This is a genomic window from Ferriphaselus sp. R-1 (genome assembly GCF_000746095.1).
Lineage (GTDB): Bacteria > Pseudomonadota > Gammaproteobacteria > Burkholderiales > Gallionellaceae > Ferriphaselus.
This window is the reverse complement of record NZ_JQKP01000008.1, coordinates 83,097-98,559: the sequence shown is the minus strand read 5'-3', so window position 1 is coordinate 98,559 and position 15,463 is coordinate 83,097. Positions and strand designations below refer to the sequence as shown.

Annotated in this window: 13 protein-coding genes; 10 read left to right on the top strand and 3 right to left on the bottom strand. The window is 62.6% G+C overall.

Annotated elements, in window-relative coordinates:
- Positions 1-98 precede the first annotated feature (98 nt).
- The 10 genes from DM08_RS07605 to DM08_RS07560 all read left to right on the top strand — a co-directional run bounded on the left by DM08_RS07605 (position 99) and on the right by DM08_RS07560 (position 13,336).
- Entirely contained in the window at positions 99-1,520 is a 1,422-nt protein-coding gene (locus tag DM08_RS07605; RefSeq protein WP_035384086.1) for a form I ribulose bisphosphate carboxylase large subunit, read from the top strand.
- A gap of 111 nt (positions 1,521-1,631) precedes the next feature.
- Positions 1,632-1,988: a ribulose bisphosphate carboxylase small subunit gene (locus DM08_RS07600; protein ID WP_035384037.1), complete on the top strand. Its 357-nt coding sequence runs from the start codon at positions 1,632-1,634 to the stop codon at positions 1,986-1,988.
- A 111-nt stretch (positions 1,989-2,099) separates the two neighbouring features.
- A complete protein-coding gene (locus DM08_RS07595; protein ID WP_035384036.1) occupies positions 2,100-2,903 on the top strand; it encodes a CbbQ/NirQ/NorQ/GpvN family protein in 804 nt (267 codons plus the stop codon).
- Between the two features lie 64 nt (positions 2,904-2,967).
- On the top strand, positions 2,968-5,307 hold the full coding sequence (locus tag DM08_RS07590) for a nitric oxide reductase activation protein NorD (protein ID WP_035384035.1): 2,340 nt from the start codon (positions 2,968-2,970) through the stop codon (positions 5,305-5,307).
- 2 nt (positions 5,308-5,309) lie between these two features.
- On the top strand, positions 5,310-5,606 hold the full coding sequence (locus tag DM08_RS07585) for a hypothetical protein (protein WP_343282988.1): 297 nt from the start codon (positions 5,310-5,312) through the stop codon (positions 5,604-5,606).
- A gap of 56 nt (positions 5,607-5,662) precedes the next feature.
- A complete protein-coding gene (locus tag DM08_RS07580) occupies positions 5,663-6,832 on the top strand; it encodes a class II fructose-bisphosphate aldolase (RefSeq protein ID WP_051937965.1) in 1,170 nt (389 codons plus the stop codon).
- Between the two features lie 101 nt (positions 6,833-6,933).
- Entirely contained in the window at positions 6,934-7,518 is a 585-nt protein-coding gene (locus tag DM08_RS12295; RefSeq protein ID WP_081908825.1) for a TetR/AcrR family transcriptional regulator, read from the top strand.
- Between the two features lie 12 nt (positions 7,519-7,530).
- Positions 7,531-8,736, top strand: a complete 1,206-nt coding sequence (locus tag DM08_RS07570; RefSeq protein WP_035384033.1) for an efflux RND transporter periplasmic adaptor subunit — start codon at positions 7,531-7,533, stop codon at positions 8,734-8,736.
- A 12-nt stretch (positions 8,737-8,748) separates the two neighbouring features.
- On the top strand, positions 8,749-11,877 hold the full coding sequence (locus DM08_RS07565; RefSeq protein WP_035384032.1) for an efflux RND transporter permease subunit: 3,129 nt from the start codon (positions 8,749-8,751) through the stop codon (positions 11,875-11,877).
- Positions 11,870-13,336, top strand: coding sequence for an efflux transporter outer membrane subunit (locus DM08_RS07560; protein WP_051937961.1), 1,467 nt, complete (start codon positions 11,870-11,872; stop codon positions 13,334-13,336). The genes DM08_RS07565 and DM08_RS07560 overlap by 8 nt, the downstream gene beginning before the upstream one ends.
- Positions 13,337-13,390: 54 nt before the next feature.
- On the opposite strand, the gene DM08_RS07555 is transcribed toward DM08_RS07560, so the two are convergent.
- From DM08_RS07555 to DM08_RS07545, 3 genes are read right to left on the bottom strand one after another with little or no spacing between them, the layout of a single operon-like run.
- A complete protein-coding gene (locus DM08_RS07555) occupies positions 13,391-14,146 on the bottom strand; it encodes a fused MFS/spermidine synthase (protein WP_035384031.1) in 756 nt (251 codons plus the stop codon).
- A gap of 8 nt (positions 14,147-14,154) precedes the next feature.
- Positions 14,155-14,505, bottom strand: a complete 351-nt coding sequence (locus DM08_RS07550; RefSeq protein ID WP_035384030.1) for a hypothetical protein — start codon at positions 14,503-14,505, stop codon at positions 14,155-14,157.
- Between the two features lie 3 nt (positions 14,506-14,508).
- Positions 14,509-15,405, bottom strand: coding sequence for an NAD(P)H-hydrate dehydratase (locus DM08_RS07545; RefSeq protein WP_035384029.1), 897 nt, complete (start codon positions 15,403-15,405; stop codon positions 14,509-14,511).
- Positions 15,406-15,463 lie beyond the last annotated feature (58 nt).

The following is a 15,463-nucleotide window of genomic DNA, read 5'->3' as shown; positions in this document are numbered from 1 at the left end:
TTTTATGGTTAGAGGTGGATATAGTCTCATCCAGGCTCAAGACGGGCCTGAAATCTTCCGGAAGGAAGGGCTGTTAAACCTACATGAAGGAGCGCACCATGGCAGTGAAAACCTACAGCGCCGGTGTCAAGGAATACCGGAGCACCTATTGGGAACCCAACTATACGCCCAAGGATACTGACATCCTGGCGTGTTTCAAGATCACGCCACAACCGGGTGTGGATCGCGAGGAGGTCGCTGCTGCCGTGGCGGCTGAATCATCGACCGGTACCTGGACCACGGTGTGGACCGATCTGTTGACCGACCTCGATTACTACAAGGGGCGCGCGTACAAGATCGAGGACGTGCCCGGTGATGATAGCTGCTTCTACGCTTTCGTGGCCTATCCGATCGACCTGTTCGAAGAGGGCTCGATGGTGAACGTGCTGACCTCGCTGGTGGGCAACGTGTTCGGATTCAAGGCGCTGCGAGCCTTGCGTCTGGAAGACGTGCGCTTCCCCATCGCCTATGTGAAGACCTGTGGCGGTCCGCCCCACGGTATCCAGGTTGAGCGCGACATCATGAACAAGTATGGTCGTCCGCTGCTGGGCTGCACCATCAAGCCCAAGTTGGGCCTGTCCGGCAAGAACTATGGCCGTGCGGTGTACGAGTGTCTGCGTGGCGGTCTGGACTTCACCAAGGACGATGAGAACGTCAACAGCCAGCCGTTCATGCGCTGGAAGCAGCGTTTCGACTTCGTGATGGAAGCCATCGAGAAGGCCGAACGCGAGACTGGCGAGCGCAAGGGCCACTATCTGAACGTGACCGCGCCTACACCGGAAGAGATGTACAAGCGTGCGGAATACGCTAAGGAGATCGGTGCGCCCATCATCATGCACGATTACCTGACAGGTGGCTTGACCGCCAATACCGGCTTGGCCAACTGGTGTCGCGACAACGGTGTGTTGCTGCACATCCACCGCGCCATGCACGCCGTGCTCGACCGCAACCCGCACCACGGTATCCACTTCCGTGTGTTGACCAAGGTGTTGCGCTTGTCCGGTGGCGATCACCTGCACTCCGGTACGGTGGTGGGCAAGCTGGAAGGCGACCGCGAAGCGACGCTGGGCTGGATCGATCTGATGCGTGACAGTTTCATCAAGGAAGACCGCAGCCGTGGCATCTTCTTCGATCAGGACTTCGGCTCCATGCCTGGCGTGTTGCCAGTGGCCTCCGGCGGTATCCACGTCTGGCACATGCCGGCGCTGGTGAACATCTTCGGCGATGACTCCGTGCTGCAATTCGGTGGCGGTACGCTGGGCCACCCATGGGGCAACGCTGCCGGTGCCGCAGCCAACCGCGTTGCGCTGGAAGCCTGTGTGGCGGCTCGTAACGAAGGCGTGGCCATCGAGAAGGAAGGCCGAGCCATCCTTACCGAGGCAGCCAAGCACAGCCCCGAGCTGAAGATCGCCATGGAGACATGGAAGGAGATCAAGTTCGAGTTCGATACCGTGGACAAGCTGGATGTAGCCCACAAGTAAGACCGCGTGCAGCGTGTGGCCGCAGCCAGGAGGTCGCACCCCGATGCGTCAGCGCAACTGCCGGTTACGCGCCACGCGCCAACGACTCAATCAAATCGAAAGGAATGAAAAATGTCTGAAGTGATGGATTACAAAAGTCGCCTGAGCGATCCCGCCAGCCGCAAGTTCGAGACCTTCTCCTATCTGCCTGCGATGACCACCGAGCAGATCAAGAAGCAGGTCCAGTACCTGGTCTCCAAGGGGTGGAACCCGGCAGTCGAGCATACCGAGCCGGAGCACCTGATGGATTCCTACTGGTATATGTGGAAGCTGCCGATGTTCGGCGAGACCGATATCGATAAGGTGCTGGCCGAAGCGGAAGCCTGTCACAAGGCCAATCCCAACAACCATGTCCGTCTGATCGGCTATGACAACTTCAGCCAGTCGCAAGGGGCAGCCATGGTGATCTTCCGGGGCAAGACCGTTTGACCTGACAGCCCGCCGGCCGGCCTTGGCCGGCCGGTGGGCCAGCAGGGCAACGCAAGTCACTGACCCAACGGAGACTTGCGTTACCGTGTTCAATCCAAGATGGAGCTTACGATGAACGACCTGATCGAGCAGTACCGAGTGCAGCAACCGCCGTATTACCGCCATGTGGCGGACGAGGTGGAGATATTCGAGTCCGCCTACCGCGTCCGTATGCCGATGATGCTCAAAGGGCCGACCGGCTGCGGCAAGACCCGCTTTGTCGAATATATGGCCTGGAAGTTGGGCAAGCCGCTCATCACGGTGGCTTGCAATGAAGACATGACCGCCTCCGACCTGGTCGGGCGCTACCTGCTGGATGCCCAAGGCACTCGCTGGCAGGATGGCCCGCTCGCCATCGCTGCCCGCTTGGGTGCCATCTGCTATCTCGATGAGGTGGTGGAGGCGCGTCAGGACACCACCGTGGTGATCCATCCGCTTACCGACAGTCGACGCATGCTGCCACTGGAGAAGAAAGGGGAGATCATTCACGCCCATCCGGACTTCCATCTGGTCATCTCCTACAACCCGGGATACCAGAACCTGATGAAGGACCTGAAGCAGTCGACCAAGCAACGTTTCGGTGCTCTTGACTTCAACTATCCGGATGCGGCTATCGAGTCGGAGATCATCGCGACAGAGAGCGGCGTGGCACCGGAAGCGGCTGCCAAGCTGGTCTCCATTGCCGAGCGCGCGCGCAATCTCAAGGGGCATGGTCTGGACGAGGGTATCTCGACCCGGATGTTGGTGCATGCGGGCAGCATGATCGCCGAGGGCGTCGATCCGGTGAAGGCCTGCCGGGTGGCGTTGGTCCGACCGATCACGGACGACCCGGACATGCGGGATGCGCTGGATGCAGCCGTGACCACTTTCTTTTGAGTGCGGGGCCTGGCCCGGCGTGAGCCGGGGTGGCCTGCGGAGGGTTTAACAGCTAGGAGACGATATGTCGTTCAGCCTTGAAGATTATCGCGAGATGATGGAAGACTGGTCACCCGGCTTGCAGGAGACGCTGCAGGCCATGTGGCCGGATGCGTGCAAAGTGTTGAGTGCGCGCGGCTTATCCAACTATGTCACCGCAGCCACGGCACTGCAGCATCTGGGCAAGGGGGATGGGCTGGTGGCCACCTGGATCGACCATGCGCCACGGGTGGCCAAGGAGATCGGTGAGGACATCCTGCCTGACCTGGTCCAGGCCGCGCTGTCCATGGCCTCCAAGACTTCTGGGGCAGTGATCGAGCTGGTACTGGCCACGGCACCTGTGGCTGCGGCTCGTCTGGCGGATGCCACTCTCATGGGCACTTACCTGCAGTTCCTGTCCCAATTGCTGGCTCAGGCACCGCGCGGTATCCGGCCCATGCTGGAGAATCTGGAGACCTTGCTGGGGCAGCTCACCTTGGGCGGCTTGCGCCGCTGGGCGATGTGGGGTGCGCATGCTCACCGCACCGACTATCCTGCACAAGCCAACTACTTCGGCCTGGCCTCGAAGGAATCGCTCGCCATGCTGCAGAAGGAGCGCAAGGGTACGCTGTTCGTCGATGCGCAGCGCAAGGTCAATATCTACCTGCGGGCATTGTGGGCGCGAGATTTCTTCATGCGGCCGACCTCGGGCGACTACGAGTCGCGCGAGGGCTATCGGCCTTACATCGAAGGATATTTCATTCATATGCCTGATGCCTACGATGACTGGACCGGCGGGAGCGAGCCGGTATCCGGAGTGGAGGTGTATCGCGCCACGGCAGCCCATGCAGCCGCTCACCTCGTGTATACCCGCCAACCGATCTCCGCCGAGGCGTTGACTCCCTGGCAGATGGCGGTGATCGGTGTTGTTGAGGATGCGCGTATCGAGGCATTGGCGCTAGCCCGTTTCCCTGGGCTGGCCAAAGCCTGGCATCGTTTCCACACCATCGACGCGGGCCGGGCGGCCAGCGCCGGCGACTACCTGAACCGTTTGGCACGCGCCTTGCTCGACCCTGCCTATCCCGACGACGACCCCTGGATCATGCAGGGGCGCGCCCTGTTCGCGGCTGCCCGTGACAGGCTGGAGGACAACCAGGTGTCGTGGGACATAGGCGTGACACTGGCCCATACCTTCCTGGAGAAGCGCATCGCCTACAACCCTCGCAGCGACGTGCTCGAAGCCATCTACCGCGACGATAACCGCTATTTCTGGGAGTTCGCCGAGTTCGATCCCGCCCAGGCTCTGGCTGCAGGCTATGGCGCTCCGAGGCAGCTGCGCAAGCACGTCAGTCTGATGGAGTTCATCAACGAACTGGAGGTGGAGACGGCGGGCGACGATGCGGAAGAGATCTGGGTGTTGGGCACCGAGTTGTTTCCCTATGAGGATATGGGGCAGTCCTACAACGATATGGAAGGTAGGGAGCCGGTCTCTGCGCCTTTCCATTATGCCGAATGGGACTATCAGATCCAGCTCGAACGTCCGGCCTGGGCCACTGTGCAGGAGAAGCGTGCCAAGTTGGGCGACCTGCAGGTCATCGATGAAATCACCTCTGCCCATCGACCTACCATCGGGCGGCTGAAGTTCCTGCTCGATGCCCTGCAGCCGCAGGGCGTGACGCGCATCCGCAAGCTGGAAGAAGGGGACGAACTGGATCTGAACGCCGCGACGCGTGCGCTGATCGATATACGCATGGGGCAACAGCCTGATCCGCGCATCATGATGCGCGCGGTACGCAAGGTGCGAGACATCTCGGTGATGGTGTTGCTCGACCTGTCCGAATCGACCAACGAGCGTGTGGCCGGACAGGATTACACCGTGCTCGACCTGCAACGCCAGGCCACCGTGCTGCTGGCGGATGCGATCGACAAGATCGGCGACCCCTTCGCCATCCACGGCTTCTGTTCGGACGGTAGGCACGATGTCGAATACTACCGCTACAAGGATTTCGACCAGCCCTATGGCGATCTGCCCAAGGCGCGACTGTCCGGCATGAGCGGCCAGTTGTCGACGCGGATGGGGGCGGCGATCCGCCACGCCGGACATTATCTGGTGCGGCAGCGTTCAGCCAAGAAGCTATTGCTGGTGATCACCGATGGCGAGCCAGCCGACATCGATGTGCGTGATCCGCAGTACCTGCGTTATGACGCGCGCAAGGCGGTGGAGGAAATGGGGCGACAGGGTATAGAGACCTTTTGCATGACGCTGGACCCGCGTGCCGACCAGTATGTCGCGCGGATATTCGGGGCACAGCGTTACATGATCGTCGATCATGTGGCGCGGTTGCCGGAGAGATTACCTTTACTGTATGCGGGGCTGACACGATGAATATGACGACTTATGTAGGACTGGACGAGGATATCAACGGAGGACTCACTCATTTGGGCCGCATCGTGCTGGATGGCCGGGTGTTCGGGATCATCCCGGACGCTGAGGCTTGCACGGGGTGGGACGCGGCGCGGCTGCAGAACCTCTACGAGCAGGTCTATGCGGCCTGGGAGCCGTACGCCCATCTGCCCAGCCGACTGCCTGAGCCTCTCCGGTCGCGTCATGCCGAGGCCTACGGCGCTGTGGTCGCTCAGGCGCGTGATGCTGGTTGGGACCCTGAGTTGGGTGAGGATGACTAGGGATAGTGAGGCGGGCCGCAGGGTGCCGATGTCCGCCATGTGAGGAGGTCGAAGACATGCCGTTGATGGATCTGAACGACATGCTGAAACATGCTTACCGTCATCGTTATGCGGTGGGTTCCTTCGGCATCGATGACACTCTGTTCATGGCCGGGGTGTTGCAGGCTGCCGAGGAGACGCGTGCCCCGGTAGTGCTGAATCTGATCGCCACCCATTTTGCCGAGGATGAGCTCGAATCCTTCATCCCGCTCGTGATGCAAGCTGCACACACAGCCACCGTGCCGGTCGCGATCAATGTCGACCATCTGAGTGATGGCGCGCTTGCCCAGCGCGTGATGTCGATGGGATGCAATGGCATCATGATCGACCATTCCTCCTTGCGCTTCTCCGAGAATGTCGGGCGTACGGCGGAGTGCGTGAAACTGGCCCATCAGTGCGGCGTGACGGTTGAAGGTGAGCTTGGTCATGTGCCCGGCGAGCCGGTGGATGGTGAGGGTGGAGACGAACAGATACTGACCTCGGCTGGCGAGGTCAAAGCCTATGTCGAACGTACCGGGATCGATTGCCTTGCCGTCTCGGTCGGCAACGTCCATGGCCATGCCAAAGGCTCCAAAATGGACTTGGCACGTCTGGTGAGGATACACCAGGCGGTCGACATCCCTTTGGTGCTCCATGGTGGGACCGGCTTGACTCTGGAGCAATACCGCAAGGCCATCGATAACGGGGTCGCCAAGATCAACTACTACACTGGCTTGGCAGATGCCATCTCGAAAAGGATCAAGGCCAATCTGGCCGCCGATCATCGTGCCGTCTATCGTGATCTGATGCACGGAGTCACCGAGAATGTGCGGGCCGAAGCGGTCAGATGTATCAAATCCTGGCGCAGCGATGGCCGCGCAGCCGAAGTGTCCGCCCAATGCAGAGCGGTGGGGGAGGTGGAATATGTGGCGACTCTGGCCGTAGGCAACACGGCGAGCGGAAAGCCCGGCATCGAACCGGTGTTGCAGGAGGCACAACGCTCGCTGGCATCCATCCCGGGGGTGGCGCGGGTAAGTATAGGGGCCAGCCGGACTCATGCAGGCCGCTATTGCGTGATCGTCACCCTGGTCAATGAGACAGCGGCGCGGCACTTCCTCGAATCACAGAGACATAGGCAAGTGACCAGCAAGCTTGCTTTGTCTTACGCGACCGACTGGTCGGACGGCCTTTACGTGGAGATGGACTGACGCGACAGGGGCGTTCCGGCGTGGTGTGGTCGGTAAATCGGGTGGCAATTCCAACTAAAATACACTACTATCTAGACTTGTCAGTCTACTCTACTGATCCAATGAGCCAGAGCGTACGGGATCGCCTTTTTGAAGCGGCATCAGCCTTGTTCCAGGAGCATGGTTACGATGTCAGCATCGACATGATCATCAGCCGTGCTGGCGTGGCGAGGCAGAGTTTCTACAACCACTTCCCGACCAAGGAGGCGCTGTTCGTGGCCGTGATGCGCGAGTGGATGCAGGATGTGTCGTTGCCCCTCAGTCAGGGCAATCCGGACTTGCGGGATATGTTGACCCGGTTCGCGCATTCCTACCGCGCCCATGCCCTGAGCCCGTGCGGACTGGCCGGTTACCGGACCATCGTAAGCCAGATCCCCCGTTTCCCGGAGCTGACCAGGGAAGTGTTCGATACCAGCATAGGCGCGATGCTCAGCCTGCTGACCAACGTGCTGGCCGATGCGATGGAGCAAGGTCGCATGCGGGCGGTGGATCCTTGCTTCGCAGCGGAGATGCTGATGTCCATGTTGGCAGGTTACGAGCGCAGTCGTTTGCTTTTTGGTGTCGGTCCAGTCTGCCAGGATGAGGAGAGCCGGGTGGGCGAGATCGTCGATGGTTATTTGCGGATGTACGCTCCGCAGCACGCTTAGCAGGAGAAAACAATGGAACGTAGCTCTTTCGTCTTCACGGTCGGCGCACTTGCGGTCGCCCTGTCGCTTGCCGCTTGCGGCCACAAGGATAAGCCTGCTGGCGGCCCGCCGGGCGGTATGCCGCCTGCCGAGGTGAGCGTGCTCATCGTGAACAAGGGCAGTGCGACCCTGACCCAGGATCTGCCGGGCCGTCTGGAAGCCTACCGCACGGCACAGGTCCGGGCCAGGGTGGACGGCATCATCGAAAAACGCCTGTTCGCCGAGGGCAGTGATGTCAAGGCGGGCAGCACGCTGTTCCAGATCGACGCGCGCAACTATCGGGCGGCTTACGATGCGGCCAAGGCCGATGCCGAGGTCGCCAGGCAGACTGTCCAGCGCTATCAGCCGCTGCTCGAAGCCAAGGCGGTCAGCCAGCAGGAATACGATCAGGCGGTGGCCCGGCAGCGCATGGCCGAGGCGGCACTTGCGCGCGCCACCATAGACAACGAGAACACGCGCGTTCCGGCCCCGATCTCGGGCCGCGTGGGACGCGCGCTGGTGACCGAAGGCGCACTGGTCGGCCATGGCGAGGCGACCCAGCTGACCACCATCGAGCAAGTCGATCCGATCTACGTCAACTTCACCCAGTCCGGAGCGGAGGCGATGCGTTTGCGTAAGTCCGTCCGAGCCGGACACCTGAAGTACCCGGCTACCACCCGGGTCGAACTGGTGCTGGAAGACGGTAGCGTCTACCAGTTGCCCGGCAAGATGAAGTTCGCCGATCTGGCGGTGGATCCCGCCACCGGCAGCGTCTCGTTGCGCGCCGAGTTCCCGAATCCGCACTATGACCTGTTGCCAGGGATGTTCGTCACTGTACGCTTCCCGCAGGCTGCCGCCGACAGCGTGATCAGTATCCCGCAACGTGCCGTACTGGCCAGCCCGCAGGGGCAGATGGTGATGGTGGTCGATGCGCAGGGCAAGGTCAGTCCGCGTCCGATCAAGACCGGCAGCATGGCTGGCAGTGATTTCATCGTGACCGAGGGTTTGCAGGGTGGTGAGCAGGTGATCGTGGACGGCTTGCAGAAGGCGCGTCCGGACAGTGTCGTCAAGCCGGTGCCGCTCAATCCGCCAGCTGCCACTGCGCCCACGCCTGCGCCCGCCGCGCCGCAACCGGCCAAGCCTGAGCCCGTCCCGGCCGCTCCCGCGAAGCCGGGTGCCGCCGCCAAGATAACTAGCTAACAGGGGGCCGACGTGTTCGCCAAATTCTTTATCGACAGGCCCATCTTCGCCTGGGTGATTGCCATGGTCATCCTGCTGGCGGGGGGGCTGGCCTTCCAGAAGCTCCCGGTCTCGGCCTATCCGGCGGTTGCGCCGCCTGCCATCGCGGTCAGCATCGGTTATCCCGGCGCCTCGGCCCAGGTGGTGGAAGACACTGCCGTCGCGCTCATCGAGCAGCAGCTCAATGGCATCGAACACCTGATGTACATGGAGTCGTCCTCCGAGCAGGGGCGAGGCACCATCACGCTCACCTTTGAGGCGGGTACCGATCTGGATGTGGCTTCGGTCGAGACGCAGAACCGCATTAAGCGCACCGAATCGCGCTTGCCGCAGGAAGTGCAGCGTGCCGGGATCACCGTCGGCAAGTCGGCGCGCAACTACCTGATGTTCATCGCCCTGATCTCGCCTGACCACAGCAAGGACAATGTGGCCTTGGGCAGCTATGCCGCATCGAGCGTGCTTGACCAGATACTGCGCGTGCCGGGTGTTGGCGAAGCCACGCTGTTCGGCACCGAATACTCCATGCGCCTGTGGCTGAAGCCGGAGCAGCTTTACGCCTACAACCTGACCCCGGGGGATGTGAAGAAGGCGGTGGCTGCACAGAACACCCAACTGGCGATGGGCGAACTGGGTCAACTCCCGGCTGCGCGCGGCCAGCAATTGAACGCGGTGATCGTTACCAGGAGCCGCTTGTCCTCACCTGAAGAGTTCGGCGAGGTGGTCGTGCGCGCCAATCCGGACGGCTCTACCGTGCGGGTCAAGGATGTCGCCCGCGTCGAGCTGGGGGCGGAGGACTATTCCGTCGCCGCACGTCTGGACGGTCAGCCCGCCTCTGCGGTGGCGATCCGCCTGGCCCCCGGTGCCAACGCGCTGGAGACCGCCAAGGCGGTCAAGGCCCGCATGACCGAGCTCTCCCGCCAGTTCCCGCAGGGCATCAGCTGGGAAGTTCCGTACGACACCTCCAAGTTCGTCGAGATCTCCATCGATGAGGTGTTGATGACGCTGGGTGTCGCGATGCTGCTGGTGTTCTTCGTGATGTACCTGTTCATGGGGAATCTGCGCGCCACCTTCATCCCGGCCATCGTGGTGCCGGTGGCACTGACCGGCACCATGGTCGGCCTGTACCTGTTCGGCTTCTCGATCAACATCCTGACCCTGTTCGCCATGGTGCTGGCTATCGGCATCGTGGTGGACGATGCCATCGTGGTGGTGGAGAACGTCGAGCGCATCATGTCCGAAGATGGCTTGCCGCCGCGCGCAGCCACCCGCAAGGCGATGGGCCAGATATTCAATGCCATCATCGCCATCAGCGTGGTGCTGTCAGCGGTGTTCGTGCCGATGGCGTTTTTCAGCGGCTCGGTCGGCGCGATCTATCGCCAGTTCGCCGTCACCCTGATTATGGCGATGGCTTTCTCGGTGCTGATGGCCCTGACCCTGACTCCCGCCTTGTGCGCCACCTTCCTCAAGCCGATCACGGCAGGCCACAAGCCGGAAGAGGAGCCCGGTTTCTTCGGCGATTTTGCACGCTTCTTCATTCGTACCTCGAATCGTTACCAGTCCGCGCTTAAGCGTATCTTGGGCCGCACCGGTCGCGCGTTCGCCGTGTATGCGGCCATCCTGGCCGCCATGGCCGCGCTGCTGTTGCAGTTGCCGACCAGCTTCCTGCCGGACGAAGATCAGGGTTATTTCTTCACCGTCATCCAGTTGCCGCCCGGAGCCACGCAGGAGCGCACGCTGGACGTGATCTCACAGGTGGAGCAGTTCTACCTCAAGCAACCCGAGGTGAAGCACGTCATCGGCGTGGCCGGTTTCTCCTTCTTCGGACGCGGGCAGAATGCCGGTATGGCTTTCGTGCGCCTCAAGGATTGGGACGAGCGCACCACGCCGGACAGCTCGGCGGCGGCACTGGTCAAACGCGCCAACATGTCGCTGTTCGGCATTAAGCAGGCGATGATCTTTTCCATCAATGTGCCGCCCATCCCTGAGCTGGCGGCTGTCGGCGGCTTCGATTTTCGTTTGCAGGACAGCGGCGCACAAGGGCGCGACAAGTTGCTGGATGCCCGCAACATGGTACTGGGTATGGCCAGCCAGAGTCCGGTGCTGACCGGCATCCGTCCTGAGGGGCAGGAGCCCGGCCCGCAACTGATGCTGGATGTCGACCGTATCAAGGCGCAGGCGCTGGGCATCGACATGGCCAATCTGAACGACACTTTGCAATCTGCACTGGGTTCGGCCTATATCAATGACTTCGTGCGTGGTGGCCGCATCCTGCGGGTACAGATGCAGGCCAGTGCGGACGCGCGCGCCAATATCGACTCCATCCTGCGCCTGCCGGTGCGCAATGCCCGGGGCGGCATGGTGCCGCTGTCCGAGATATGCGTCCCGCGCTGGATACTCGGTGCGCCCAAGCTCGACCGCTACAACGGCCTGCCTTCGGTGAAGATCGCCGGTAGTCCGGCACCCGGTCACAGCAGCGGCGAAGCCATGCAAGCGATGCAGGAGATCGCCGCCAAGCTGCCGCCCGGATTCAGCTTCGAATGGTCCGGCACGTCCAAGGAGGAGCGGATTTCCGGAAACCAGGCACCCTTGCTGTTCGGCTTGTCGGTAATCGCCGTGTTCCTGTGTTTGGCGGCGTTGTATGAAAGCTGGTCCATACCGTTCGCGGTGATCCTGGTGGTGCCCATCGGCATCCTCGGCGCCTTGCTCGCGGTGTTCGTGCGCGATCTGCCGAACGATGTCTATTTCAAGGTCGGCCTGATCGTCATCATCGGTCTGGCGGCGAAGAACGCGATCCTCATCATCCAGTTCGCCCGTGACCTGCAAGACCGGGGGCACGAACTGGTGGAAGCGACGCTGGAAGCCTGTCGCCTGCGCCTGCGCCCGATCCTGATGACCTCCATCGCCTTCATCTTCGGCGTATTGCCGCTGGTCATCTCCAGCGGGGCGGGGGCAAACAGCCGCCACGCGCTGGGCACCGGCGTGATGGGCGGCATGTTCGCCGCCACTGCACTGGCCGTGTTCTTCATCCCGGTCTTCTACATCGTGGTTCGTCGCTACTTCCCCGGCAAACCCGTGCATCACGAGGAGGACGATCATGCGTGAGCGAGTCTTGCAAACAGCGTATCCGGGCCTGCTGGCCGCATTGGTGGCAACCGGGTTGTTGAGCGCCTGTGCCGCCGGACCGGACTATAAGCGTCCGGACCTGGAGTTGCCTCAGGGCTGGGCGACCCCACAAGCGGCCACTGCGGCGGCGCAGTCTGCCGATACCCAGTCCGAGCGCTGGTGGGGGCTGTACGCCGATCCGGTACTGGACAGACTGGAGCAGGAGGCGTTGGCGCACAACGCGGATCTGCAAGTCGCGCTGGCCCGCGTGATGGAGGTTCGCGCCCAACTCGGCAACACCGAAGCCGACCAGTATCCGACGGTCAGCGGCAACCTGAGCGGCAGCCGCACCAAGAACACCATGATAGGCAGCTTCCCGCGTCCGGCCACCTTGCCGCGCACCATGAACTTCTACCACGCCACGCTGAACGCCAGCTACGAGCTGGATCTGTGGGGCAGGTTCCGCCGGGCCAGCGAAGCCGCCCGTGCCGATCTGCTGGCGAGCGAAGCCGCGCGTGACGGGGTGCGCCTGTCGCTCACCGCCCAGGTCGCCCAGCAATATTTCGCCTTGTTGGCGCTGGATGCGCAGGAAGCGGCATTGAAGCGCGCGCTGGCCGGGCGCGAGGAGACGCTGGAGCTGGATCGCAAACGGGTGGCCGTTGGTGTGCTGTCGGAATACAACCTGCAGCAGAGCGTAGCCGATGCGGCTGCCGTGCGCAGCCAGATGGCCAGCCTGACACAGGCGCGCGACCGGCAGGAGACTGCGCTGGCGTTGCTGCTGGGGCGTTCGCCTCGTGCGGTGATGGATGCCGAAGTGGAGCTGGGCGCTCCCGGCCAGGCCGCTGCCTTCGTGCCTGGCGGATTGCCCTCGGACTTGTTGTTGCGCCGCCCCGACCTGCGGCAAGCCGAGCAGAATCTGATCGCACAGAACGCCCGTATCGGCGTGGCGCGCGCGCAATACTTCCCCTCCATCGGCTTGACGACTTACGTCGGTGGTGAAAGCGTCTCGTTCGCCCGGCTGTTCAGCGGCCCGGCGGGCATCTTCCAGTTCGCGGCCAACGTGACCCAGCCGATCTTCAACGCGGGGCGGGTGGGGTATGCGGTGGATGCTGCCACGGCCTCGCGCGATAGGGCGCTGGCGCAGTACAAACAGGCGGTGGCCAACGCTTTCGGCGATGTGCGCGATGCATTGGCCGCCCAGGCCGCTGCGCAGCAAGTGCTGGAAGCGGAGACCACCCGCGCCGAGGCGCTGGAACAGGCTCATCGCCAATCCCGGCTGCGTTACGAGCATGGCATCGCCAATCGTCTGGAGCTGCTGGATGTGGAGCGGAACTACCTGCAAGCCGAGTTGAATCGACTCGATGCCCAGCGTGCTCAGCGTAGCGCCGTGGCCGATCTGTTCAAGGCCTTGGGCGGAGGCTGGCGCGCCGATGCCGGGGAGCGGACCGCGCAGCCTTGAGGCCTGACCCCACGATGGGGTCTTGGTCGGGCACGTTCCGGTGCGACACCCGCGTCAAATCACCAGCACACCACCGGCACAGGTTTGCGCCTGCTCGACACGGGCGAGGGTGGGCAGCAGGTTGAGGCCGGTCTTTTCCTTTAGCTCGCGAGCGGCCTCCTTGAAGTCGGCCAGCGCTATCTCGATGCTGTCGCCTGCGGCGGCGAAGGCGATGGTGTTGCCGGAGTCACAGGAGGGGAAGCACAGCGCGCGTCCGTCGAACGCTTCGCGGATACGCTCCACGCTGGCCTTGAAACCCCGGCTGCGCCCCAGCAGATTCACCGCCATGATGCCTTGCTGGCTCAGGTGGGCACGGCACATCAGGTAGAAGGTCTGCGTGTCCAGCACCCCGGCGCGGCCCAGTGCATCGAAGCCATCGACCAGGATCAGGTCCCACTGCTTGCCGCTGTTGAGCAGGAAGTCTGCACCGCAGGAGATGTGCAGGCGGATGCGTTGCGGATCGTCGGGCAGCTTGAAGAACTGCCGCGCGGCGGCGACCACGCCGGGGTCGATCTCCACCACGTCGAGCTGCGCCAGCGGGTAATGGCGGTAGAGGAACTTGGTGAGCGAGGCGGAGCCCAGGCCGATGAGCAGCACTTTGCGTGGGTAGCGCGAGTCTTCCCGAAGTAAGAGCGCCGTCATCATCTCGCGGGTGTAATCCAGCTCCAGATTCCACGGGCGGGCGATGCGCATCGCGCCTTGTATCCAGTCCGAGCCGAAATGCAGCGTGCGTACGCCCGCTTCCTCACGAATGTCGATCGAAGTTGCCATCGTTCTGTCTAAGCGAATAACTGTTTTTGTTGCGGCTCGCGCCCGCACTTGACGAGCCGTTCCAGTGCTTGTCGGGCAGCCTGGGTGGCTCCCAGTTGCTTGCCCAGTGACTGCAAGCTGAGGAGCGCTTCCTCGCAGGGGAGCTCTGCGACCGACCACTCGTCCACCAGCTGTTGTGCTGTGTGCGTCGTCAGTCTGAGCATGCCTGACTGCACGCGCACCAGTTGCACCTGCACCTCATCCCGTTTGGCGACGATGGCGAGCTGTTGCCGCCGGTCCATCAACACTTGGCCGCAGCTCACATGCAGCTCTGCGGGAAGGAAATCGACGGTGCTGTAATCAGTGAGGTCTTTCGCCATGCTTCACTTCGCTTGCCATTGGTTCAAAAGGAGACGCGCACTGTCGGTGAGTTCGCTTGCGGTCATGCCGAGCCCCGTGCCGCGCGCTGCCAGCATGTCGCCTGCCGCCCCGTGCAGATGGATGGCCAGCTTGCTCGCTGCCGTGGCCTCGATACCTTGGGCGATGAACGCCGCAATCATGCCCGCCAGCACGTCGCCCATGCCGGGTGCGCTCATGCCGGGATTGCCGGTGGTGTTCGTGGACAACGCGCCATCCGCGCTGGCGACCAGACTGGCCGCGCCTTTCAGGACGACGGTGCAGCGGAATCGTTCGGCCAGCTGACGGGCGGCGGCGGGGCGGTCGGACTGGATATCGGCGCTACGGCAAGCCAGCAGGCGCGCGGCTTCACCGGGGTGCGGCGTGAGTACGGTGGCCGCAGTGCGCTCGCGCAGCAGCGCAGCGAGGTCGGCATGGGCGGCGATCAGATTCAGTGCGTCGGCATCCAGCACCAGAGGCGCATCCGACCACAGTGAGTCATGCAACAGGCGCTGTGCCCGCGCCGAAACGCCCATGCCGCAACCGAGAACCCGTACAGGATTAAGGATGCCGCTCACATTCTCCCCCTCTCTAGCGAGCGGGAGAGGGTTGGAGAGAGGGGAGTGCGATGAGTTGCTTATTCGGTGCAACATCAGTTCCGGCTGCACGGGATCCACGCTGGGTGCATTCTCTGCCAGCAGCCTGACATGCACGCTGCCCGCGCCCATCTTAAGCGCCGCCCGACTCGCCAGCAGGGCGGCACCTACCATGCCGCTGTCACCGCCGACCACGATCACCGTACCGAACAGGCCCTTGTGGCTGTCGCTTGGGCGTGGATTGAGCAGGGAGGCGACTTGCGGCTGCGAGATCGTCGGGATGGGCACGTGTTTTTCGTTCGGATGCGCTTGGGGTGCATAGTATAATCGCAACTCATTATTTCGC